The following is a 23,309-nucleotide window of genomic DNA, read 5'->3' as shown; positions in this document are numbered from 1 at the left end:
ACAATACGGACAAATCGCGCAGGTGACTGATACGACATGCCCCGAAATCGCACAGAATCGATCGATCCAGATCAAGGACTGGCGTTCTCTGCAACGGAATTGACTGTGAGCGGGGCCGGAGCCACCCGCCGTCAGTCCTGCGGGTGGCTTTTCGGGTACACCGAAGTCCTGCCCCTCTTCCGTGGGAGCGTGGACGGCTCAGTGGGAGCGCGGACGCCGCCTCGCGGGCATCGGGACCACTCCGCCGAGTGACGGTGCGTCGGGCAGCGACAGCGGGGTCGGTACGACCGGCGGCAGGCCCGCGCAGATGCAGAGCAGGTCGCCCCAGGCCGCGAGGTGCCGTTCGAACCGCCCGTCGGCGGGCGTCCAGGACGCCCGGACCTCGATCTCGGTCGAGCCGGGCCGCTCGGCGAGCCCGCCGAAATACTGCGACGCGGCGTGCGTCACCGTGCCGCTCGGTTCGGCGTACCCGGCGCCGTGCGCCTGCAGGGCGTCCATCAGCCAGGCCCAGCCGACCTCGGCGAGCATCGGATCGCCCGCCATCTCGGGCTCCAGCTCGGCCCGGCTCATGGTGACGACCCGGAAGTCGCCGCGCCACGCCTCCTGCCCGGCCGGGTCGTGCAGCAGTACCAGTCGTCCGTCCGCCAGCTCCTCGCCGTCCACCTCCACCGAGGCGGTCAGCGCGTACGCGAACGGTGCCAGCCGGCGCGGCGCCGGGGCGGGTGCGAGCTGCAGTTCGGGACGCAGCCGCGCCCCGGCCAGCGCCTCGACCGCATTGCGGAACTCGATCGGTGCCGACTCCTTGCCCGTTCCGCCACCTTGTGCGGGGTGCCCGCCGACCGCTGCCATGAGCGAAAGCCTAGGTCGGTGGGCGCCGCTTTCCGAGTAACTTCCGCCCGTGCGGCGTGCCGACGGGCTGACTTCGCCGGATTTGCCTCGGATCTACGCGGGTCGCCGCCGGGAATCGCGACCAAGATCACACGGCGGCGGGTCGGGCACCGGGTCGGGACGGTTGGTCGGAGGGTGGGTCGGACGGGCCGGGATCGCGATCAAGATCTTGGAGGAAGCAACGAGTTGCCGCTGAAGGCGCGGCGCACGGCGCGTGCGAAGATTTGGATCGTGAGTGAGACATCCGCGGCGACCCCCGCAGCCCAGACCGGTCAGCAGCACCCCGCGCGCCGCGGTGCCGCGTACGACTCCGCCTTCATGCGCGCCACGCGCCACGAGCCCGTGCCGCACACCCCCGTCTGGTTCATGCGCCAGGCCGGGCGCTCGCTGCCCGAGTACCTCAAGGTGCGCGAGGGCATCGCGATGCTCGACTCCTGCATGCAGCCCGAGTTGGTCAAGGAGATCACCCTGCAGCCGGTCCGCCGGCACAAGGTGGACGCGGCCATCTTCTTCAGCGACATCGTGGTGCCGCTCAAGGCCGTCGGCATCGACGTCGACATCAAGCCCGGCGTCGGCCCGGTGATCGCCGACCCGATCCGCACCATGGACGACCTCCAGCGGCTGCGACCGCTGGGGCCGGACGACATGCCGTACATCACCGAGGCCGTCGGCATGCTGGTCGAGGAGCTGGGCGCGACCCCGCTGATCGGCTTCGCCGGTGCGCCGTTCACGCTCGCCAGCTACCTGGTCGAGGGCGGGCCGTCGAAGAGCCACGAGAAGACCAAGGCCATGATGTACGGGCAGCCCGAGCTGTGGGCCGCCCTGGTGGACCGGCTCGCCGACATCACCGCCGCCTTCCTGAAGATCCAGATCGAGGCGGGCGCCTCCGCCGTCCAGCTCTTCGACTCCTGGGTCGGCGCCCTCGCCCCCGACGACTACCGTCGCTCCGTCATGCCCGCCAGCACCAAGGTGTTCGAGGCCGTCGCCCCGTACGGCGTGCCCCGGATCCACTTCGGCGTCGGCACCGGTGAGCTGCTCGGTCTGATGAGCCAGGCCGGTGCGGACGTGGTGGGTGTCGACTGGCGGGTGCCGCTGAACGTCGCCGCCCAGCGGGTCGGCCCGGGCAAGGCGTTGCAGGGCAACCTCGACCCGGCCGTCCTCTACGCCCCCACCCGCGTGGTCGAGACCAAGGCCCGCGAGGTGCTGCACGCCGCTCAGGCGCTCGGCGACAGCGGGCACATCTTCAACCTCGGGCACGGTGTGATGCCGAGCATGGACCCCGACGCACTCTCCCGGCTGGTCGAGTTCGTGCACGAGGTCAGCGCGCGGTAGGGCCGCCGCCCGGCACCGGAGGGGGCGCGTGGGAGGTCCCCACGCGCCCCCTCCGGTGTTTGCCCGGTTACGTCGCGTTGCGGCCGGCGACCTCCGCCGTCAGGTAGTCCTCCCAGGTCCGCACGCCCACCGCGCGGTCGGGCGCGGTCAGTGCGCCGGAGCGGAACCCCGCGCCGATCTTCCCGGGGATGAAGACCGGCAGCACGAGCCGGCGCTTGCCCGCAGCCGCCGCCCAATCCTTGGCCAGCCGGACAAGCGGGTACACCTTCGGCCCGGCCAGATCCGGGACGCGTCCCGCCGGGCCGCCCTGGGCCAGCTCGACCAGCCGGTCGGCGACCTCGCCCCGGTCCACCGGCTGGCAGCTGGTCCCGGACGGCACGATCAGGACCGGTGACTTGGCCAGGAACCCCAGCGCCAGGTCGATCAGGTCGGGGAACTGGGTGGCCCGCAGCGTGGTCCAGCCGATCCCCGACCCCGCCAGCAGCCGTTCGCCTTCGAGCTTGATCCGGTAGTACGGGTAAGGGATGCGGTCGACCCCGACGATCGAGATGTTGACGATGTGCTCGACGTCCGCCCGCTTCGACGCCTCCAACAGGTGCTGGAAGGCGGGGATGTCGTTCTTGAACCGGCGGACGTCGGTCGCGCAGTGGATGACCGTACGCACGCCGGCGAACGCCGCCGCCAGCCCGTCGCCCTTGGCCAGATCCCCGGTGAACCACTCCACGCCCGGGGTCACCGGCGGCGGTGCCTTCCTGGTCAAGGCCCGTACGGGCAGCCCCGTCCGGCGGACCCGCTCCAGTACCTCGCGGCCCAGCACGCCGGTCGCCCCGGTCACCATGATCACGTCGTTCATCGGTCCAGTCCTCTTATCTCTCTCCCAGCGGAATGCCTTGCCGTTGAAGGAGACCGGCGAGCCGCGCGTTTTGTGACAGTCGGGTCGTGACCGCTCTGACCGTCGCAGCCGAGGATCAGGCCCCGACCGGCCCACCGCCACGTATGCCCCGGTCGGAATCTTCCGCGGCACGCTGGGGCGGCCTGTTCCGTTCCCGGTGAGCCTGGACCTGGACGGGCTCGGCCAGCGTCGGCGACGGGCGGATTGAGGGCTTTCCGTACGCCTCTGCGAGACTGCGGGGCATGGCAGCAGAACCTCGTGTCGTAGTGATCGGCGGTGGCATCGCGGGCCTGACCGCAGCCCTCCTCAGCAGCGGCTCGGGCCGCGTCACGCTGCTGGAGGCGACGGATCGGCTCGGCGGCAAGTTGCGCGGTGGTGAGGTCGGCGGGGTGCGGGTCGACCTCGGGGCGGAGTCGATGCTCGCCCGGCGGCCCGAGGGCGTGGAGCTCGCGCGGCAGGTCGGGTTGGGGGAGCGGCTGGAGCCGCCCAGCACCGCCAAGGCCGCGATCTGGACCCGGGACGCGCTGCGCCCGCTGCCCGGCGGGCAGTTGATGGGTGTGCCCGGCGATCTGGCGGCGTTGGCCGCGTCCGGGGTGCTGTCCGACCAGGGGTTGGAGCGGGCCCGGCACGAGGAAGACACGCCCGAGGTCGGCACGGACGTCTCGGTCGGCGAGTACATCGGCGCCCGGCTCGGCCGTGAGGTGGTGGACCGGCTGGTCGAGCCGCTGCTCGGCGGCGTCTACGCGGGGCAGACCGGCGAGATCTCGCTGCGCGCCGCCGTCCCCGCGCTGCTGCCGATCGCCCGGAGCGGCGGCCCGCTGGTGGCGGGGGTGCACGAGCTGGTCGGCCGCGCGCAGAGTGGCGGGCCGGTGTTCCAGGGCCTCCAGGGCGGCCTGGGGACCCTCCCCGAGGCGGTCGCGGCGGCGTGCGTGCGGGCCGGTGTGGACGTACGGACCGAGAGTCCGGTGGACGAGCTGCGCCGGACCCCGGAGGGCTGGCGGGTCGTCAGCAACGGCGAGGTCCTGGTTGCCGACGCCGTGATCCTGGCCGTCCCCGCCCCGCAGGCCGCTCGCCTGTTGCGGGCCGAAGCGCCCGGCGCGGCCACCGAGTTGCAGGCCGTCGAGTACGCGGGGATGGCCCTGGTCACGATGGCCTTCCACCGCGCGGACCTGGCCGGACCGTTGCCCGGCAGCGGCTTCCTGGTGCCGCCGGTGGACGGCCGCGCGATCAAGGCGTCCACCTTCTCCTCCAACAAGTGGGGCTGGCTGGACCGCTCCGCCCCCGACGCCTTCCTGCTGCGCACGTCGCTCGGCCGCCACCGCGAGGAGGACGTCCTCGGCCTGCCCGACGAGGAGTTGGTCGCACGTTCGCTCGCCGACCTGGGCGAGGCCGTCGGGCTCCGGGCGAAGCCGTACGACAGCACCGTGACCCGCTGGCTCGCCGGACTGCCGCAGTACCCGGTCGGCCACCTCGACCGGGTGGCCCGGATCCGCGCACAGGTCGCGGGGCTCGGTGGGCTGGCCGTCTGCGGGGCGGCGTACGACGGCGTGGGCATCCCGGCCTGTATCGCGAGCGCGCGGCGGGCCGTCAACGAGGTGTTGACCCCGGGCACGGGCGCACGAGTGAGTGAAGGGACAATGGGCGCATGACTGAGACCACTCCCGGGACTACCGAAGAGCAGCCCGCGAAGAAGAAGGCCCGCGACCTCAACCAGGTCATCCGCTACACCATGTGGTCGGTGTTCAAGCTCAAGGGCGACCTGCCCGAGGACCGCACCGCGCTCGCGGCGGAGGTCGAGGAGCTGTTCGAGCAGCTGGCCGCCAAGGACGTCACGGTGCGCGGCACTTACGACGTGTCCGGCCTGCGCGCCGACGCCGACGTGATGGTCTGGTGGCACGCCGAGGACTCCGACGACCTGCAGGAGGCGTACAACCGCTTCCGCCGCACCGGCCTCGGCCGCGTGCTGGAGCCGGTCTGGTCCAACATGGCGCTGCACCGCCCGGCCGAGTTCAACAAGTCGCACATCCCGGCGTTCCTCGCCGACGAGCAGCCGCGCGACTACATCTGCGTGTACCCGTTCGTGCGGTCGTACGAGTGGTACCTGCTCCCCGACGAGGAGCGTCGCGCGATGCTCGCCGAGCACGGCAAGATGGCGCGCGGCTACCCGGACGTCCGGGCCAACACCGTGGCCTCCTTCGCACTCGGCGACTACGAGTGGCTGCTCGCCTTCGAGGCGGACGAGCTGCACCGGATCGTCGACCTGATGCGCGACCTGCGCCCGTCCCGCGCGCGGCTGCACGTCCGCGAGGAGGTCCCGTTCTACACGGGCCGCCGCAAGCCGGTCGCCGAGCTGCTGGGCGGGCTGGTCTGACCGAGCAGCCACACCAGGGGCGCGAGGCCCTGCCTCGCGGCCCTGGGATGCCCTAGCTCCGCAGCGCGGCCCGCAGCCGGGCGTCCGGCAGCGCGGCCGGGCCGACCATCGCCACGGCCGTCAGCAGCTCGTGCTCCGCGTCGCCGTCCTGCCCGGTCGGTGCCGTCCGCTGACGGCCGGACCGCTGGGGGAGCCGTACCGTCCGCAGCACCTCCTGCCCGGCGGGTGTCGCCCAGCGGGTGTACGGCTGCACGTCGATCCGGGCCATCAGCAGGGTGCCGCTGGTCAGGATCAGCGGCAGCGCGAACCACGCGACCGCCGAGCTCGCGTCGGCGCTGGCCGGAGTGGACAGCGCCAGTGCCGCCGCCAGCAGGACGACGGACAGCATCAGCGCCTGCCGTACCTGCCGCACCGCCAGCACCGTGCTCTCCCGCACCGCCGGCGGGGTCGCCAGCCCGGCGTGCGTCAGCCGGCCGCCGATCTCCTGCACGGTCGGGTGCTCGACCAGCTCCTCCTTGAGGCCCGTTGTCCGGCACTGGCCCTCCGGGCCGACGGCGGTGATCAGCGCCCGCTCCAGCCGGCTCCGGCCCCGGGGGTCGACCACCGTCGTCCACCCGGTGTGCGCCAGGTGCAGCCGGCCCCGCGAGCTCATCAGGACCAGCAGCAGATCCACCACCCTGGCCGGACCTCCGGCCAGGTAGGCGGTCTCGTACAGGCCGATTCCCACCGCTTCGGTGGGCTCTGTCCGGTCGATCCAGGTGAGCGAGTCGGCGGTGGCCGCGACCCGTACCAGTCGGAGGCAGGCGAGCAGGGCAGCCAGGCAGGCGGGAATCAGGAAGACCAACCACATGGGCTTGTTGTAAACCGCGCCCGGCCGCTGTGGACAGTAATGCCGACGCGCGATACCGAACTGTGACCGGAGCCGGCCCGGGAACCCCGCTGGCACGCCGCGGGGCTCCGGCCGACGAACAGCCGCAGCCCCGCGCCCCCGGTCGAGCCGCTCAGCCCGTGGTGGGCTTCAGGGTCAGCGAGATGCTGTTGATGCAGTACCGCTGGTCCGTCGGCGTGTCGTAGCCCTCGCCCTCGAAGACGTGCCCGAGGTGTCCGCCGCAGCGCGCACAGCGGACCTCGACCCGGCGCATGCCCATCGTGACGTCCTCGATGTACTGGACGCGGTCGCCGGCCAGCGGCGCGTAGTACGAGGGCCAGCCGCAGTGGCTGTCGAACTTGGTCTCGCTGCTGAACAGCTCGGCCCCGCAGGCGCGGCAGCCGTACACGCCGACCGTCTTCGTGTCGGTGTACTCGCCGACGAACGGCCGCTCGGTGCCTGCCTCGCGGAGTACGTGGTACTCCTCGGGGCTGAGCTCGGCGCGCCACTCGGCGTCGGACTTCTCGATCTCGTACGTCACGGCGGGCTCCCCAGGGGTCGTTGGTCAGGCCTTGGTAGCAACGTTCGAGAGGTGCTCCAGGATTTCCGGTCCGAGGTTGGTGACATCCCCGGCGCCCATCGTCAGCACCAGGTCGCCCGGCCGGGCGAGCCCGGCCAGCAGCGCGGGGGCGGCGGCGAAGGCGTGCTCGGCGCGGACGTCGGCACCGGCCCGCTGCGCCGCGTCGATGATCAGCTCGCTGGTGACGCCCGGGATCGGGTCCTCGCGGGCCGGGTAGATGTCGAGCACGACGGAGGCGTCGGCCAGCGCCAGTGCCTGGCCCATCTCCTCGGCGAGCTGCTGGGTCCGGCTGAACAGGTGCGGCTGGAAGACCACCAGCACCCGCCCGTCGGCAGCCTCCCGGATCGCCTCCAGGTCGGCGGTCATCTCGGTCGGGTGGTGTGCGTAGGAGTCGATCACCTGGACGCCGCCTGCCTCGCCCTTCAGCTGCAGGCGGCGCCGGACACCGGTGTAGCTGCCGAGCGCCTTCGCCAACTCGGTGGCCGGGACGCCGAGCGCCGCGCCGGCGGCGAGCGCGGCGACGGCGTTGTGCGCGTAGTGGCGCCCGGGGACGGAGACCGTGAACGTCAGCTCCTCGCCCCCGAACAGGACGGTGACCTCACTGGTCATCCCCCGGGCGGTCACCGAGACCACCCGGACGTCGGCGTCCTCGGCCGCGCCTACGGTGACGATGCGGAGTGCGTGGCGGTCCCGCAGGCGGGAGGTCAGCTCGCGGGCGCCGGCCTGGTCGGCGGAGATCACCAGGGTGCCACCGGGGACGATCCGGGCCACGAAGGTCTCGAAGGACTCGTAGATCTCGTCCATCGAGGCGTAGTTGGCGTGGTGGTCGAGCTCCACGTTGAGGATGATCGCGACCTCGGGGGCGTACTTGTGGAAGCTGCGGTCGCTCTCGTCCGCCTCCGCCACGAAGATCTCGCCGACGCCGTGGTGCGCGTTGGAGCCGGGGGCGTCGAGGTCGCCGCCGATCGCGTACGAGGGCTCGAGGCCCAGCTCGGCGAGGCTGACGGCGAGCATGCTGGTGGTGGTGGTCTTGCCGTGCGTACCGGCGACGGCCAGCGCCCGGCGGCCGCCCATCAGCGCGGCCAGCGCGTCGGAGCGGTGCACCACCGGGATGCCGCGCTCGTGGGCGGCGGCCAGCTCGGGGTTGTCGGCGCGGATCGCGCTGGAGATCACGACGCTGCTGGTGCCGGCGGGGACGTTCTCGGCGGCGTGGCCGACGTGCACGTCCGCGCCCAGCGCCTTGAGCGCGAGGACGGTCTCGGACTCCTTGGAGTCGCTGCCGGACACCTTGGCGCCGCGCACCGCGAGGATCTTCGCCAGGCCGGACATGCCGGCCCCGCCGATGCCGATGAAGTGCGGAGCGTGCAGGTCGTGGGCGGCGTCGTTCAAGGGAGGGCTCCGTACGAAGGTGGGACGGCGGGACAGCGGGACGGCAGGTCGAGCGGGACGGCGGGAGGGCGGAAAGGGCAATCGTCCTTGCGGACGTTCCGCAAGGACGATTCTGCACTACTGCCGGAGGGGGGTCAGGAGTCGCTCGCGAACAGCTTGAGTACCGGGACGCCCACCTTGTGCCGGGCCTGTGAGGCCCAGTCGCGGTGGAAGAACTCCTCGACGAAGTGCGGCGAGGTCAGGACCAGCACCTCGTCGGCGCCGGTCCGCTCGACGACCTCGCGCAGTCTCTCCAGCGGGTTCGCCTCGACCACCTCGCCGGTGGCCTCGGCGTCGGCCGCCTGGAGGTGGCGCAGGCTGTGCGCCAGGGATTCGCTCGCAAGAGTGGGTGTCGACTCGGTCTCGTCGTGCTCGTGGACCACCTTGTCCAGATGGCCGAGGGCCACGTCGTCGAGCGCGCGGAGCAGCTCGTCCTGCTTGCCACGCGGTTGCATCAGGACGACGAAGGAGACCTTCTCCTCGCCGTGGAGCGTGGTGACCAGCTCCACATCGGCGTCGGAGAGCGCCTTTTCGATCATCAGTACCGTCTTGAACACGTGAGTCCCTTCGCAGTCGCAGGCCCCCGGGTCCGGTCTCACTCCCATAGTGCCCGGAGGAAGCTTTCCTCACGCTGCACACGCGCCACACGGGCCACGTAGGAGCCAAATCACCGGGAAGTGGGCGCGGAATCGCCCGGACACGGGTATCGCAGGTATCGGGTGAAGAGGAAACCTTTCTGCTCGATCAATGACACCAGCCGCATCCGCTGCGCGTCAGCCATTTCCGCACCCTGCACGATTCGTGGCGCGTCCCCGCCCGTGAGCAGCGGGGCCAGCGAGAGGCACAGCTCGTCCAGCAGCCCGGCGCCCGTCAGCTGCCCGAGCAGCCGGGGCCCGCCCTCGGTCAGCTGCCGGGTCCACCCCCGGTCGGCCAGCGCCGCGACCGCCGCCGGCAGGTCCACCGAACGCTCACCGGCCACCACCACGTCCGCGACCTCGGCCACCGCCCTGCGGGCCTCGGCAGGGGAGTCCTCGGTGGTCACCACCACCGTCCTGACCAGCGGCTCGGTGAACAGCGGCGCCGTCAGGTCCAGCCGCAGCGCACGGCTGACGATCGCGATGGCCGGCGCCGGGGCCTGCCCCGCCGCCGCCCGGGCCGCCGCGAACTCCGCCCGGGCCCGGGCCGGCCGGTACCCCTCGGCGCGGACGGTCTCCGCACCCACCAGCACCACGTCCGCGAGCGCCCGCAGCACCCCGAAGATCCGCTTGTCGGCATCCCCGGAGAGCCCCTCCGAGAGCCCCTCCAGCCGCGCCGCGCCGTCCAGACCTGCCACCATGTTGGCCCGCAGCCAGGCCCGCCCGTGGTTCACCTGGTCGGGGTACGCGTAGACGGCGGCGAGCGCCTCCAGCGACTGCGGGTCGGCGTACGGGGTGCCCAGCGGGCTGATCAACTGCTGCATGGGACCGAGTCTTCCACGGTGGGCACCGCTCCTCCCGTTCGTGCTCGTCCCGGTCCGCCCACTGCTCCTGGTCCGCCCGCTCTTTCCGGTCCTCGGTGCGCGGCGCGTACCCTCTACTAACGTGCCTGCTGCCTCTCACCCCGACGCCATAGCCGCGACGCCCTCGACCGCGCCCTCCGCGCCGCTCGCGCTCACCGACCGCCGCCCGGTCGTGCCCGCCGAGCGCCTGGTCGCGGAGATGGTCCCGCCGCCGCGCTTCTCCGACGTCAGCTTCGGCAGCTACCTCCCGGACACCACCCAGCCGAGCCAGTACGAGGCCGTCCGGGTGCTCGAGGAGTTCGCCGCCTCGCTCAACGGCGGCTCCACCGCCGCCAAGCGCGGTTGGTTCCGCCGCTCGGCGCCCGTGGCCACCGGCCCCGCCGGGGTCTACCTGGACGGCGGGTACGGCGTCGGCAAGACCCACCTGCTCGCCTCGCTCTGGCACGCCACCCCCGGCCCCAAGGCCTTCGGCACCTTCGTGGAGCTGACCAACCTGGTCGGCGCGCTCGGCTTCCAGCAGGCTGTGCAGACCCTCTCCGGGCACAAGCTGCTCTGCATCGACGAATTCGAACTGGACGACCCGGGCGACACCGTCCTGGTCTCCACCCTGCTGGGCCGGCTGGTCGACAACGGCGTCAAGCTGTGCGCCACCTCGAACACCCTGCCCGAGAAGCTCGGCGAGGGCCGGTTCGCCGCCGCCGACTTCCTCCGCGAGATCCAGGGCCTCTCCGCGCACTTCCGCCCGCTGCGGATCGACGGCCAGGACTACCGTCACCGGGGCCTGCCCGAAGCCCCGGCGCCCTACTCCGACGAGACCGTCGAGGCCGTCGCCGCGCGCACCCCCGGCGCGTCCCTGGACGACTTCGACGCCCTGCTCGGCCACCTCGCCGCCGTCCACCCCAGCCGGTACGGCGCGATGCTGGACGACGTCACGGCGGTCTGCCTGCGCGGCGTCCACCAGGTCGACGACCAGTCCACCGCCCTGCGGCTGGTCGTCCTCGCCGACCGGATGTACGACCGCGAGCTGCCGATCACCGCCTCCGGCGTGCCCTTCGACCAGGTCTTCTCCGAGGAGATGCTGCGCGGCGGCTACCGCAAGAAGTACCTCCGAGCCGTCTCCCGCCTGGTCGCCCTGTCCCGCGACAGCGCGAAGCTGAGCTGACCCTGAAGCCGTGACCTTGCTCGCCCGCCTGCGTTGACCCTTCGGAGCGGAAGGGAACACCCGAACCGCCCCGGTTGTCGGTGCCGGGTCGTACGGTAGTCGCGTGCGACCCATCACGAGTATCGAGCGGACAGTGGCGCCCTTCGAGGTCGTCAGCCCCTACCAGCCCAACGGCGACCAGCCGGCGGCCATCGCCGAGCTGGAGCGCCGCATCCGCGCGGGTGAGAAGGACGTCGTCCTGCTCGGTGCCACCGGTACCGGCAAGTCGGCGACCACCGCCTGGATGATCGAGAAGCTCCAGCGCCCCACCCTGGTGATGGCGCCGAACAAGACGCTGGCCGCCCAGCTGGCCAACGAGTTCCGCGAGCTGCTCCCCAACAACGCGGTCGAGTACTTCGTCTCGTACTACGACTACTACCAGCCCGAGGCGTACATCGCCCAGACGGACACCTACATCGAGAAGGACTCGTCGATCAACGACGAGGTCGAGCGCCTGCGGCACTCGGCGACCAACTCGCTGCTGACCCGCCGCGACGTGATCGTGGTCGCGTCCGTCTCCTGCATCTACGGCCTCGGCACCCCGCAGGAGTACGTGGACCGGATGGTCCCGCTCAAGGTCGGCGAGGAGTTCGACCGGGACGCGCTGCTGCGCCGGTTCGTCGACATCCAGTACACCCGCAACGACATCGCCTTCACCCGTGGCACCTTCCGGGTCCGGGGCGACACCATCGAGATCTTCCCGGTGTACGAGGAACTCGCCGTCCGGATCGAGATGTTCGGCGACGAGATCGAGGCGCTCTACACCCTGCACCCGCTCACCGGTGAGATCATCAGCCAGGACGAGTCCATCTACGTCTTCCCCGCCTCCCACTACGTGGCCGGCCCGGAGCGGATGGAGCGGGCGATCAACGGCATCGAGCAGGAGCTCGAGACCTCGCTCGCGAAGATGGAGAAGCAGGGCAAGCTGCTGGAGGCGCAGCGCCTGCGGATGCGCACCACGTACGACATCGAGATGCTGCGCCAGATCGGCAGCTGCTCCGGCGTCGAGAACTACTCGATGCACTTCGACGGCCGCGAGCCCGGCACCGCGCCCAACACCCTGCTCGACTACTTCCCGGAGGACTTCCTCCTGGTCATCGACGAGTCCCATGTGACGGTCCCGCAGATCGGCGCGATGTACGAGGGCGACGCCTCCCGCAAGCGCACGCTGGTCGAGCACGGCTTCCGGCTGCCCTCCGCGATGGACAACCGGCCGCTGAAGTGGGAGGAGTTCCTCGGGCGGGTCGGGCAGACGGTCTACCTCTCCGCCACCCCCGGCAAGTACGAGCTCGCGCGCGGCGACGGCACGGTCCAGCAGATCATCCGCCCGACCGGCCTGATCGACCCCGAGGTGGTCGTCAAGCCGACGGAGGGCCAGATCGACGACCTGGTGCACGAGGTGCGCATCCGGGTCGAGAAGGACGAGCGCGTCCTGGTCACCACCCTCACCAAGAAGATGGCGGAGGACCTCACCGACTACATGCTCGGCCTGGACATCCGGGTCCGGTACCTGCACAGCGACGTCGACACCCTGCGCCGGGTCGAGCTGCTGCGCGAGCTGCGGGCGGGCAAGTACGACGTGCTGGTCGGTATCAACCTGCTCCGCGAGGGCCTCGACCTCCCCGAGGTGTCGTTGGTGGCGATCCTGGACGCGGACAAGGAGGGCTTCCTGCGCTCCGGCACGTCCCTGATCCAGACCATCGGCCGCGCCGCCCGTAACGTCTCGGGCCAGGTGCACATGTACGCCGACCGGATCACGCCGTCGATGGAACTGGCGATCTCGGAGACCAACCGCCGCCGCGAGGTCCAGCGGGCGTACAACACCGAGCACGGGATCGACCCGCAGCCGCTGCGGAAGAAGATCGGCGACATCCTCGACACCCTGGCCCGCGAGGACCTGGACACCGAGGAGCTGCTCTCCACCGGTTACCGCTCCGGCGGCAAGGGCAAGGCCCCGGTGCCCGCGCTCGGCGCCGGCCGCAAGCCGGGCAAGAGCCTCCCGGCCACCGAGCTCGCCGACCTGATCCAGGAGCTGACGGACCGGATGCACGCCGCCGCCACCGACCTGCAGTTCGAGGTCGCGGCCCGGCTGCGGGACGAGATCGGCGAGCTGAAGAAGGAGCTGCGGCAGATGCGCGAGGCAGGAATGGCCTGATCGCGCGCCAGGTGGGCGCGCCAGGTGGGCGTGGTCCGGTCGCCGGGGGCGGGCTTGGCCCGCCCCGACCAGCCGCACCCGCCTCGCCTCGGATCAGCTGACTCAGTCACGGCGCAGCGGGGTAGTCCCGGAGCAGGTGCGCACCCGCAGGCCCTAGGCTGGCCTGCGGGTACTGCCTACGCATGCTCCGGGGGTGGTACGCACCCAGAGGGGGCCTCAGCCGGGGGACGGCAACGGGGTGATCCATCGTCGAGCCGGGCGGGTGACCGACCTGCCGGGCTGAGAAGAGAGGACAACACCGTGTCGGTGAACCTGGCCAAGGGCCAGCGGGTCAGTTTGCAGAAGAGTTCGGGCGAGTCGCTGACGGTCGTCCGGATGGGTCTGGGCTGGAAGGCGGCGCCCAAGCGCGGCCTGTTCGGCACCCGGACGCGCCAGATCGACCTGGACGCCTCCGCCCTGCTGTACGCCGGGAAGACCCCGTCGGACGTGGTCTTCTTCCAACATCTGGTGAGCAACGACGGCTCCGTCCGGCACACCGGGGACAACCTGGTGGGCGGCGCGGGCGCGGGCGGTGACGACGAGTCGATCGTGGTGGACCTCTCTCACGTCCCGGTGCACGTCACCCAGGTGGTCTTCACGGTGAGCTCCTACACCGGTCAGACCTTCGCCGAGGTGCAGAACGCGCACTGCCGGCTGGTCGACGAGAGCACCGGCCATGAGCTGGCCCGCTACGAACTGGCCGGCGGCGGCCCGCACACCGGCCAGATCATGGCCAAGGTGTTCCGCGACGAAGCGGGCGGCTGGGGCATGCAGGCCATCGGCGCACCGGCCAAGGCCCGGACCTTCCAGGACATGCTGCCCGCGATCGACCCCTTCCTCTGACCCTGCTCCTCCGACCCTGCTCCGCCGATCCTTGCTCCACCGGCCCTTGCTTCCGCTGGCCCCTTCCCGAGCGCTCCCTTTACCTTCCAGGGCAACCCTTTACCTTCTCTTGGCATTCTTTGGTACGGTGGACGGAAGCGGAGGGGAGTACTCCCATCGCAGTGAGCCCGTCATCACGGCTGCCCTCAGCGGCATCCCGGGCCACTGGTCCGGCGCGTTCCATCGACTGAGCGCGCGGGCGGAAGAGACCTCCGGCAGACGACGTAGACCGACCGGCAACGGTCGCTCCCAGTCCCGCCGACCTGCCGGAGGAGCAGCAAGTGGACGTTTCCGTAGCCATGTGGGTCGGCACGATCGGGGTCCTGACAGCCCTGGTCGTGGCCGACTTCTTCATCGGTGGTCGAAAGCCGCACGAGGTCTCGATCAGGGAGGCCGGGGTCTGGACCGCCGTCTGGGTCGCCCTCGCCGTCCTGTTCGGCGGCTTCCTCTGGTGGCACTCCGGCTCGCAGTCGGCCGGTGAGTTCTTCGCCGGGTACATCACCGAGAAGTCGCTCAGTGTCGACAATCTCTTCGTGTTCATCCTGATCATGGGCAAGTTCGCGGTGCCACGGATCTACCAGCAGCGCGTGCTGATGGTCGGCGTGATCATCGCGCTGGTGCTCCGGGCGGTCTTCATCGCCGGTGGCGCGGCCCTGGTGACGCAGTTCTCCTGGGTCTTCTTCCTCTTCGGCGCGTTCCTGGTCTGGACGGCCTGGAAGCTCGTCAAGGACGCCCGCGCCGACGAAGAGGACGAGGAGTTCGAGGAGAACCGCCTGCTCAAGTCCATCGAGCGCCGCTTCCCCTCGACCGACAGGTACCACGGCACCAGGCTCCTGATCCGCGAGAACGGCAGGCGCCTGATGACGCCGATGCTGATCGTGATGCTCGCGATCGGCACCACCGACGTCCTGTTCGCACTGGACTCGATCCCCGCGATCTTCGGTCTCACCCAGGATCCGTACATCGTCTTCACCGCCAACGCCTTCGCCCTGATGGGCCTGCGCCAGCTCTACTTCCTGATCGGCGGCCTGCTGAAGAAGCTGGTCCACCTCTCCTACGGCCTGTCGGTGATCCTCGGCTTCATCGGCGTGAAGCTGGTGCTGCACGCGCTGCACGAGAGCGGTCTGCACGTACCGGAGATCGGCATCCCGTTCTCGCTCGGCTTCATCGTGGTGGTGCTCGCCGTCACCACCGTGACCAGCCTGATCGCCTCCAAGCGGCAGCAGGCGGCCGAGGAACGCCCGAAGATCGACGCCTGACAGCTCCCGGAGATCCGGTAGCCCCTCGATGCGGCAGGTGCCGTCGACGAACCACGTCGACGGCACCTGGGCGTTCGGGCCGACCTCGCCGAGGTCGTCGTTCCGCCGGAGCTACCAGCCTCGCTCGCCCCACTCCGCGAGGTGCGGGCGCTCGGCGCCGAGGGTGGTGTCGCCGCCGTGGCCCGGGTAGACCCAGGTCTCGTCGGGGAGCACGTCGAAGATCTTCTCGTTCACGTCCCGGAACAGGCTGGCGAACGCCTCCGGGTCCTTCCAGGTGTTGCCGACACCGCCCGGGAAGAGGCAGTCGCCGGTGAAGAGGTGCGGGTGGCCCTGCGGGTCGTCGTACGTCAGCACGATCGCCCCGGGGGTGTGCCCGACCAGGTGACGCACCGTCAGCTCAACCTGGCCGACCCGAAGGATGTCGCCGTCGTCCAGCAGGAGGTCGGTGGGGACGTCGATGCCTTCGGCGTCGATCCGCCCGGCCGCCGTCCGGGCGCCGGTGGCGGTCACCACCTGGGCGAGCGCGCCCCAGTGGTCGTGGTGCTGGTGTGTGGTGACCACCGTGGCGAGCTGGTCGCCGACCGTCTCCAGCAGGACGGGCGCGTCGGCGGCCGCGTCGATCAGCAACTGCTCGTCCGTGGCGCGGCAGCGCAACAGGTAGGCGTTGTTGTCGTACGGGCCGAGCGCGATCTTGGTGATGATCAGGTGGGCGAGCTCCCGCACGTCCGGCGGGCCGCCGACCTTAACCGCTCCGTGGTACGTCATCGCGCCGCTGCTCCTCGGTCTGACCTGAGAGGTCCTGAGTAGTCCTGAGTGTCCGTCATCTGCATCATCGCGCGCTCAGCCCATCGCCGGAAGCTTCGGCAGGGCGGACCGGGCGTCCGTCAGCTGCTCACCGCCCCGCTGGACCTGGAGTCCGGCGCCGTCGGAGCGCCCGGAGAGCCAGGCGGTCAGCGCCCGGACCGGGCCCTCGACCGTCAGCCCGTGCCCCGCGTCCGCCGCGCCGATGTGGAGTCGCGGGCCGAGGTCGTCGGCGACGAGGAGGGTGCGGGGCAGGGTGTCGAGGCCGGAGAAGCGCTCTGCCAGCTTCCGGAACTCGGCGGCCGCGAAGTCGAAGGGCCAGTCCGCCGGGGTGTAGCCGGCGGCGAGGTCGACGTGGTGGTACTCGACCTCCATCAGCCGCCGCCACGGGATCTCGTGGGCGGGGAAGAGGTACCCGGCGCGGTGGCGTACCTCGGCGTACCAGGCCGGCTCGGACAGCTCGGCGGCTTCGGCGAAGCGGGCGTTGCTGCCCCGGAGGTCGGCGAGCTGTTCGGCGAGCGGGCGGCCGGAGCCGTCCTCGATGTCCTGGTCGCGCGCCTCCAGGCTCCGGTACTGCGGGATCTCCCGGCCGGTGCGGGCGCTCTCCAGCAGGTTGACCAGCGAGTCGGCGTTGCGGGCGACATGGGCCAGTACGTGGCCCCTGGTCCAGCCCGGCAGCGCGGAGGGCTCGGCGACGGCCTCCGGCGGCAGCTTCTCGACGGTGCGCAGCAGGCGCTCGGTGGCTTCCGCGACCTCGCGCAGGGTGCGGGCGGCGGTCTCCGTGACGCTCTCGGTGTCGGACATGACGGCGTGGCCTCCGGTTGGCGTGAAGTGGGCGTTTCCCGTAGGGGTCCGTACTCGTTGGAGAACGGGCGACCCGCCAGTGACGCTACCGGTGGGCGCGGCGCTGAGCAGGGGTTTTCCGGGCGCTCGTGAGAGCTGCCGTGGCCGCCGTTCGCTCGTTCGGGTGAACCGGGCCGGACGAGCTCGATATTCGAACGCGTGAGCTAGTAGGCTGACGGGCGCACACTGGAAGAATTCACCCGACTGCGCTCGTTGGTCCCTGACAGAGGGAGCATGGAGCCTCTCTCAGCCACCTCCACCGGAGAAAGGCGCCAGAAGCAGTGGCAGACCGCCTCATCGTCCGCGGTGCTCGCGAGCACAACCTCAAGAATGTCTCGCTCGACCTGCCCCGGGACTCCCTGATCGTCTTCACGGGCCTCTCCGGCTCCGGCAAGTCCTCGCTGGCCTTCGACACCATCTTCGCCGAGGGTCAGCGCCGGTACGTCGAGTCGCTGTCCTCGTACGCCCGCCAGTTCCTGGGCCAGATGGACAAGCCCGACGTCGACTTCATCGAGGGTCTCTCCCCGGCCGTCTCGATCGACCAGAAGTCCACCAACCGGAACCCGCGCTCGACGGTCGGCACCATCACCGAGGTGTACGACTACCTCCGCCTGCTGTTCGCCCGGATCGGCAAGCCGCACTGCCCGCACTGCTCCCGCCCGATCGCCAAGCAGTCCCCGCAGGCGATCGTCGACCGGGTGCTGAAGCTGGACGAGGGTACGCGGTTCCAGGTGCTCAGCCCGGTGGTCCGCGAGCGCAAGGGCGAGTTCGTCGACCTCTTCGCGGACCTGCAGTCCAAGGGCTACGCCCGCGCCCGGGTGGACGGCCGGACCGTCCAGCTCACCGAGCCGCCCACGCTGAAGAAGCAGGAGAAGCACACCATCGAGGTGGTCATCGACCGCCTCACCGTCAAGGCGAGCGCCAAGCGCCGCCTCACCGACTCCGTCGAGACGGCCCTCAAGCTGGCCGGCGGCATGGTGGTGCTCGACTTCGTCGACCTCCCCGAGGACGACCCCGAGCGCGAGCGGATGTTCTCCGAACACCTCTACTGCCCGTACGACGACGTGTCGTTCGAGGAGCTGGAGCCGCGCTCGTTCTCCTTCAACTCGCCGTTCGGCGCCTGCCCGGAGTGCTCGGGTCTCGGCAACCGGATGGAGGTCGACGCCGAGCTGGTCATCCCGGACGAGGAGAAGTCGCTCGACGAGGGCGCGATCCACCCGTGGTCGCAGGGCCACACCAAGGAGTACTTCCAACGCCTGGTCGACGCGCTCGCCGGCGAGTTGGGCTTCCGGACGGACATCCCCTGGGCCGGGCTGCCCGCGCGCGCCCGCAAGGCGCTGCTGTACGGGCACAAGACCCAGGTCGAGGTGCGCTACAACAACCGCTACGGGCGCGAGCGCTCGTACACCACCGCCTTCGAAGGTGCGATCCCGTTCGTCACCCGGCGCCACTCCGAGGCCGAGAGCGACAGCAGCCGGGAGCGCTTCGAGGGTTACATGCGCGAGGTGCCGTGCCCCAGCTGCCAGGGCACCCGGCTCAAGCCGGTGATCCTGGCGGTGACCGTCCAGGACAAGTCGATCGCCGACGTCGCGGCGATGTCGATCAGTGACTGCTCCGAGTTCCTGGGCGCGATGAAGCTGACGGCCCGTGACAAGCAGATCGCCGAGCGGGTGCTCAAGGAGGTCAACGAGCGGCTGCGCTTCCTGGTCGACGTCGGCCTGGACTACCTCTCGCTCAACCGCGCGGCGGGCACCCTCTCCGGCGGCGAGGCCCAGCGGATCAGGCTGGCGACGCAGATCGGCTCCGGCCTGGTCGGCGTGCTGTACGTGCTGGACGAGCCCTCCATCGGCCTGCACCAGCGCGACAACCACCGCCTGATCGAGACCCTGGTCCGGCTGCGTGACATCGGCAACACCCTGATCGTCGTCGAGCACGACGAGGACACCATCAAGATGGCCGACTGGGTGGTCGACATCGGCCCGGGCGCCGGCGAGCACGGCGGCAAGGTCGTGCACTCGGGTTCGCTCAAGGAACTGCTGGCCAACGAGGAGTCGCTGACCGGGCAGTACCTGTCCGGCAAGCGCTCCATCCCGACCCCCGACGTCCGGCGCCCGCGCGACAAGAAGCGGCAGATCACGGTGCACGGCGCCCGCGAGCACAATCTCCAGGACGTCACGGTCGGCTTCCCGCTCGGCACCTTCACGGCGATCACCGGTGTCTCCGGCTCGGGCAAGTCGACGCTGGTCAACGACATCCTCTACACCCACCTGGCCCGCGAGCTGAACGGCGCGCGCAGCGTGCCCGGGCGGCACACCCGGATCACCGGTACCGACCTGGTCGACAAGGTGGTGCACGTCGACCAGTCGCCGATCGGCCGCACCCCGCGCTCCAACCCGGCCACGTACACGGGCGTGTTCGACCACGTCCGGCGGCTCTTCGCGGAGACCCAGGAGGCGAAGGTCCGGGGCTACCTGCCCGGCCGCTTCTCCTTCAACGTCAAGGGCGGCCGCTGCGAGAACTGTTCGGGCGACGGCACCATCAAGATCGAGATGAACTTCCTGCCGGACGTCTACGTCCCGTGCGAGGTCTGCCACGGCGCCCGGTACAACCGGGAGACCCTGGAGGTGCACTACAAGGGCAAGTCCATCTCCGACGTGCTGGACATGCCGATCGAGGAGGGCCTGCACTTCTTCGAGGCCGTCCCGCCGATCGCCCGCCACCTGCGCACCCTCAACGACGTCGGCCTCGGGTACGTCCGGCTCGGGCAGTCCGCGCCGACGCTCTCCGGCGGTGAGGCGCAGCGCGTCAAGCTCGCCTCCGAGCTGCAGAAGCGCTCGACCGGGCGGACGGTCTACGTGCTCGACGAGCCCACCACCGGCCTGCACTTCGAGGACATCAGCAAGCTGATCAAGGTCCTCGACGGGCTGGTCGAGAAGGGCAACACGGTCATCGTCATCGAGCACAACCTCGATGTCATCAAGACCGCCGACTGGATCGTCGACATGGGCCCCGAGGGCGGCAACGGCGGTGGCCTGGTGGTCGCCGAGGGCACTCCCGAGGAGATCGCCGAGGTGTCCACCAGCCACACCGGCAAGTTCCTCCGCGACATTCTCGCGGGGCGCTCGCTGGACGCGGCGCCCGCAGTGCCCGCTCCCGCGAAGGCCCCTCGGAAGCGGGTCGCCGCCAAGAAGTAGCGCGTCGGCTGCTCCCTACGGGGGCGCGGGGCTCCGCTTGACTGAGCCCCGCGCCCCCGTAGGGGTTTGCTCGGAGTGCGCACGATTCCCTCAGCCGGCTCGCATAGACTGCCGCGCGTCCATACGCCACAGAGGGAGCTGCCACCGATGACCGAGACCCCCGGCAACACCACCCGCCGTACGCTGCTCTGCGGCGCCGCCGCCGTTCTGGCCGCCGGCGGTACCGTCGCGGTGAGCGGCTGCTCGTCCTCCGCGTCCTCGTCCTCCTCCTCGGCCCAGCCGGCCGGGCCGGTCGATGTCGGCCCGGCCGCCGATGTGCCGGTGGGTGGCGGCAAGGTGTACCGGGACCAGAAGATCGTGGTGACGCAGCCGACGGCTGGTCAGTACAAGGCGTTCAGCGCCAAGTGCACGCACGCGGGCTGCATCGTGGACCAGGTCCAGCAGGCCCAGATCCAGTGCCCCTGCCACGGCAGCCGCTTCGCGATCACCGACGGCTCCGTCCAGGACGGCCCGGCCCCGAGCCCGCTCCCCGAGTACAAGGTCGCCGTCCAGAACGGCAACCTCCAGGTCACCCCGGCCTGAGCGGTCTCGGCCGAGCCATGGGCCGACCCGTCCCTGTACGCGGTCGGCCCGCATCCGGCCGACCAGCAGAACGGCCCTCGTCGCAGCAATCGGCGGGGGTCGCTTGGGCGACGAGTCCATCGTGGTCCACCTGAACTACCGTCCCGACGGGACGCAGATCAACCGTGAGTTGATCAAGAGCCCTGATCTACCGAAATACCTCCGCTGGCGGGATCTCGCACTGGCTGAGTCCGTACCGTTTACAGAGTGGAACAGTGCTCGAACCTGAACACCAAGGACACCAGCGTAAAGACCTGGCGCAGGCTCTTCGGGACCTGCGCCAGGCTTCTGGCTTGTCCGGTGAACGACTGGCGGTTCGCTGCAACATGAGCCAGGCGAAGATCAGCCGGATAGAAACCGGTAAGACTCTTCCGACCGTCATTGACGTGGAACGAATTTTGGCGGGCCTTGAAGTTCCTGAGGAAGTGCTGCGGGATCTGGTGGCACTGGCCCGCGCCGCGAATGTGGACTACACCGCATGGTGGACCTACGCCCGACTTGGCCTGTATCAGAAGCAGGCTGAACTGAAGGCACTCGAAGAGTCGTCCCGGAGAATGCGGCACTTCCTTCCTGCCATTCCAACGGGACTGCTCCACGTCCCGGCGTATGCCACACGAACGCTCTCGAAGACGCTGCCGAGTGCGCCGGCCCTGGATGTCGCCAGAGCGGTACAGGCGCGAATGGATCGACAGGCGGTATTGGATGATCAGTCGAGACACTTCACATTCCTGATGACCGAGCAAGCCGTCAGATGGCAGCGTGCCAGTTTGCCAGTGATGGCGGAGCAGGCCGTGCACATGGCCGAGGTGGCCGAGAAGCCGAATGTAGAGATTGCGGTAATTCCGCAGTCGGTACAGGTTCCGGCTACTCCGATGAATATCTTCGTGATCTATGATAATCGACTGGTGACGGTCGAACTATTCTCCGGTGAGGTAGTCCTACGTAATCCGCAGGATGTCAGCTACCACCTTGATCTGTTCGAGTTGTTCATGAGCCATGCGCTCACAGGTGCGGACGCTACGGACTTCCTGCGGCGGTGTGCCAATGACTTTATGCGGGAGCGCGAATAGCGCTGGAGGGACGGTCCGGCCGACCTTAATCTGGTATCTCACCTAACTGATCCGGGAGATATGGCTATGGCCAGGCCAGGAATTCCAGCACCGTTGTGCCCAGCGGATGACCAGCTGACTGTCTGGGTGAACCTTCGTGACCCTGCGGACGACACGTGGTCGTGTCCGTCCTGTCGCCGGTTCGGGATCGTGCTTCCGAAGGGGTATCTCGATGCTCATCCGGAGGAGAACGAGGTGCTCGTCATCGGGGTCTGGGCGAAGAGGCTGATGTGACCGAGGACAGTGTCCGTCGACGTCTGGCTGAGGCGCGTGCGGAGGCGAGGGAGATCGCGAAGGCGCTGTACCTGCTGACCGGTCAGCGGCCGTCGGTCACCAGGGCCGACAGTGGCGGCCTGAAGGTGTCGGTACGGGTGGTCGGTTCGTACGACGAGGCCCTGACTGTGGCCCTGATCCGGGTACTTGAGCGTGGTGACCGGTACGGGCACCGGAAGGCGGAGCGGTGGGAGTACGTGTGGACGGAGATCCGGGTGCAGGCGCTGGATTCCGGGGACGAGGGGGCAGCGTGAGCGTGGTCGAGTACTACCCGGGTGAGTTCCCAGGGCTGCACTGGGAGGCTGCGGCGGGCCCGGAGGTTGAGGAGGTGGTGGGGTTCGTGCTGGCGGTGACGGAGGACGATCGCGTTGCTGTGGCGAACGTGAACAGGCCGGATGCCGTGGCGGTGGCCACCGTCGGCGAACTGGCGGTGCTGCGGGACGCGTTCGTGAGTGGCCGGTTCGACTCCCTCCTTTCGGAGGGGCAGCAGACCGGACACATCCCAGGAGCCCCGGGGATGACGTCGCTCTCGGCTCGGTCGGCTGTCCGCGCACTGCGACGGCTGATCTGAGCGGAGGCTGTAGCCGCTCCGCGGGCACCGACGGTCCGTCCAGGACAGCTCGGGCCCCGAGCCCGCTCCCCGAGTACAAGGTCGCGGTCCAGAGCGGAAACCCCCAGTGCATTACGGCCTGAGCGGTCGGCCGAGCTCGCCACTCGGGATGACGGGAGGTCGGTCACACTCGGTACGTTGACATCCTCTCTGCCCTGCGGGACAGAGAATCCCGTCGCCTGCAAATGCGGGTTCGGGGTGGTTGACGCTTCACAGCCTGCCTACTGGCTAGGGCTCGACGTCCTGGCACCCACAATGTCCTGGGGCGCTCGGTCCTTGGTCTCGTGTGCGATGTTGCAGGCCGCATTGGTGTCCGCGTTACAGGCGAATCCACACGCCGGGTTCTTGCAGATGAAGCGGCCCTGGGTCTCAGGGCTTCGGCGTAGTCGCGTGACGTCCGATTCGTGACGGTCTGCCAGCTTGAGGGGAGCCAGGCGCGCAACAGGCACGGCTTCCAAGATCATG

General features: G+C 70.0%; 23 protein-coding genes and 1 pseudogene. 14 read left to right on the top strand and 10 right to left on the bottom strand.

Annotation, left to right across the window (positions count from 1 at the left end; genetic code table 11):
• Positions 1-198: 198 nt before the first annotated feature.
• Entirely contained in the window at positions 199-849 is a 651-nt protein-coding gene (locus P3T29_RS19515) for a DUF3000 domain-containing protein (RefSeq protein ID WP_280717803.1), read from the bottom strand.
• Positions 850-1,206: 357 nt separating this feature from the next.
• On the opposite strand from P3T29_RS19515, the gene hemE reads away from it, so the two are divergent.
• Positions 1,207-2,220, top strand: coding sequence for a uroporphyrinogen decarboxylase (hemE, locus tag P3T29_RS19510; protein ID WP_280717869.1), 1,014 nt, complete (start codon positions 1,207-1,209; stop codon positions 2,218-2,220).
• 67 nt (positions 2,221-2,287) lie between these two features.
• Here hemE and P3T29_RS19505 read toward each other — a convergent pair whose 3' ends face one another.
• The gene (locus P3T29_RS19505; protein ID WP_280717801.1) at positions 2,288-3,073 is read right to left on the bottom strand and encodes an NAD(P)H-binding protein; all 786 of its coding nucleotides are present in this window, start codon (positions 3,071-3,073) and stop codon (positions 2,288-2,290) included.
• Positions 3,074-3,197: 124 nt separating this feature from the next.
• Here P3T29_RS19505 and P3T29_RS19500 point away from each other — a divergent pair.
• The 3 genes and pseudogenes from P3T29_RS19500 to hemQ form a co-directional block, all read left to right on the top strand.
• Positions 3,198-3,320: pseudogene (locus P3T29_RS19500) on the top strand (Uma2 family endonuclease); the annotation flags it as partial.
• A gap of 34 nt (positions 3,321-3,354) precedes the next feature.
• Positions 3,355-4,761, top strand: coding sequence for a protoporphyrinogen oxidase (gene hemG / locus P3T29_RS19495; RefSeq protein WP_280717800.1), 1,407 nt, complete (start codon positions 3,355-3,357; stop codon positions 4,759-4,761).
• Complete coding sequence (gene hemQ, locus P3T29_RS19490) at positions 4,758-5,483, top strand: hydrogen peroxide-dependent heme synthase (protein WP_280717799.1); 726 nt, start codon at positions 4,758-4,760, stop codon at positions 5,481-5,483. The genes hemG and hemQ overlap by 4 nt, the downstream gene beginning before the upstream one ends.
• A gap of 52 nt (positions 5,484-5,535) precedes the next feature.
• Here the strand turns inward: hemQ and P3T29_RS19485 are convergent, their stop codons facing one another.
• From P3T29_RS19485 to P3T29_RS19465, 5 genes are all read right to left on the bottom strand, one after another.
• Positions 5,536-6,333, bottom strand: a complete 798-nt coding sequence (locus P3T29_RS19485; protein ID WP_280717798.1) for a TIGR04222 domain-containing membrane protein — start codon at positions 6,331-6,333, stop codon at positions 5,536-5,538.
• 151 nt (positions 6,334-6,484) lie between these two features.
• A complete protein-coding gene (gene msrB / locus P3T29_RS19480) occupies positions 6,485-6,892 on the bottom strand; it encodes a peptide-methionine (R)-S-oxide reductase MsrB (RefSeq protein WP_280717797.1) in 408 nt (135 codons plus the stop codon).
• Positions 6,893-6,916: 24 nt separating this feature from the next.
• Positions 6,917-8,320 (bottom strand): UDP-N-acetylmuramate--L-alanine ligase, encoded by a 1,404-nt coding sequence (gene murC / locus P3T29_RS19475; RefSeq protein WP_280717796.1) that lies wholly within the window; start codon positions 8,318-8,320, stop codon positions 6,917-6,919.
• Between the two features lie 134 nt (positions 8,321-8,454).
• Positions 8,455-8,916: an indole-3-glycerol phosphate synthase gene (locus tag P3T29_RS19470; RefSeq protein ID WP_280717795.1), complete on the bottom strand. Its 462-nt coding sequence runs from the start codon at positions 8,914-8,916 to the stop codon at positions 8,455-8,457.
• A gap of 110 nt (positions 8,917-9,026) precedes the next feature.
• Entirely contained in the window at positions 9,027-9,818 is a 792-nt protein-coding gene (locus P3T29_RS19465) for a pyrimidine reductase family protein (RefSeq protein ID WP_280717794.1), read from the bottom strand.
• Positions 9,819-9,939: 121 nt separating this feature from the next.
• Between P3T29_RS19465 and zapE the strand changes: the two genes are divergently transcribed.
• The 4 genes from zapE (at position 9,940) to P3T29_RS19445 (ending at position 15,393) form a co-directional block, all read left to right on the top strand.
• Entirely contained in the window at positions 9,940-11,019 is a 1,080-nt protein-coding gene (gene zapE / locus P3T29_RS19460; RefSeq protein WP_280717793.1) for a cell division protein ZapE, read from the top strand.
• A 103-nt stretch (positions 11,020-11,122) separates the two neighbouring features.
• Positions 11,123-13,213 carry an excinuclease ABC subunit UvrB gene (gene uvrB / locus P3T29_RS19455; protein ID WP_280717792.1) on the top strand — a complete coding sequence of 697 codons (2,091 nt, stop codon included), beginning with the start codon at positions 11,123-11,125 and terminating at the stop codon, positions 13,211-13,213.
• Positions 13,214-13,513: 300 nt separating this feature from the next.
• Entirely contained in the window at positions 13,514-14,095 is a 582-nt protein-coding gene (locus P3T29_RS19450) for a TerD family protein (protein WP_280717791.1), read from the top strand.
• A 320-nt stretch (positions 14,096-14,415) separates the two neighbouring features.
• On the top strand, positions 14,416-15,393 hold the full coding sequence (locus P3T29_RS19445) for a TerC family protein (RefSeq protein WP_280717790.1): 978 nt from the start codon (positions 14,416-14,418) through the stop codon (positions 15,391-15,393).
• Positions 15,394-15,504: 111 nt separating this feature from the next.
• On the opposite strand, the gene P3T29_RS19440 is transcribed toward P3T29_RS19445, so the two are convergent.
• Positions 15,505-16,158, bottom strand: coding sequence for an MBL fold metallo-hydrolase (locus P3T29_RS19440; RefSeq protein ID WP_280717789.1), 654 nt, complete (start codon positions 16,156-16,158; stop codon positions 15,505-15,507).
• Between the two features lie 75 nt (positions 16,159-16,233).
• Complete coding sequence (locus tag P3T29_RS19435) at positions 16,234-16,998, bottom strand: maleylpyruvate isomerase family mycothiol-dependent enzyme (RefSeq protein WP_280717788.1); 765 nt, start codon at positions 16,996-16,998, stop codon at positions 16,234-16,236.
• A 320-nt stretch (positions 16,999-17,318) separates the two neighbouring features.
• Here P3T29_RS19435 and uvrA point away from each other — a divergent pair, with 320 nt between their 5' ends.
• From uvrA to P3T29_RS19410, 6 genes are all read left to right on the top strand, one after another.
• Entirely contained in the window at positions 17,319-20,231 is a 2,913-nt protein-coding gene (gene uvrA, locus P3T29_RS19430; RefSeq protein ID WP_280717787.1) for an excinuclease ABC subunit UvrA, read from the top strand.
• A gap of 147 nt (positions 20,232-20,378) precedes the next feature.
• A complete protein-coding gene (locus P3T29_RS19425; protein WP_280717786.1) occupies positions 20,379-20,813 on the top strand; it encodes a Rieske (2Fe-2S) protein in 435 nt (144 codons plus the stop codon).
• Between the two features lie 103 nt (positions 20,814-20,916).
• Entirely contained in the window at positions 20,917-21,081 is a 165-nt protein-coding gene (locus P3T29_RS32710) for a DUF6879 family protein (protein WP_348532844.1), read from the top strand.
• Positions 21,068-21,922, top strand: coding sequence for a helix-turn-helix transcriptional regulator (locus P3T29_RS19420; protein ID WP_280717785.1), 855 nt, complete (start codon positions 21,068-21,070; stop codon positions 21,920-21,922). The genes P3T29_RS32710 and P3T29_RS19420 overlap by 14 nt, the downstream gene beginning before the upstream one ends.
• Positions 21,923-22,191: 269 nt before the next feature.
• Complete coding sequence (locus P3T29_RS19415) at positions 22,192-22,488, top strand: hypothetical protein (protein ID WP_280717784.1); 297 nt, start codon at positions 22,192-22,194, stop codon at positions 22,486-22,488.
• Positions 22,485-22,805 (top strand): hypothetical protein, encoded by a 321-nt coding sequence (locus P3T29_RS19410; protein WP_280717783.1) that lies wholly within the window; start codon positions 22,485-22,487, stop codon positions 22,803-22,805. The genes P3T29_RS19415 and P3T29_RS19410 overlap by 4 nt, the downstream gene beginning before the upstream one ends.
• A 260-nt stretch (positions 22,806-23,065) precedes the next feature.
• On the opposite strand, the gene P3T29_RS19405 is transcribed toward P3T29_RS19410, so the two are convergent.
• Positions 23,066-23,308, bottom strand: coding sequence for a zinc ribbon domain-containing protein (locus P3T29_RS19405; protein WP_280717782.1), 243 nt, complete (start codon positions 23,306-23,308; stop codon positions 23,066-23,068).
• Position 23,309 lies beyond the last annotated feature (1 nt).

The sequence above is a fragment of the Kitasatospora sp. MAP5-34 genome, from assembly GCF_029894335.1.
Lineage (GTDB): Bacteria > Actinomycetota > Actinomycetes > Streptomycetales > Streptomycetaceae > Kitasatospora.
This window is presented reverse-complemented; position numbering and strand designations above follow the sequence as displayed.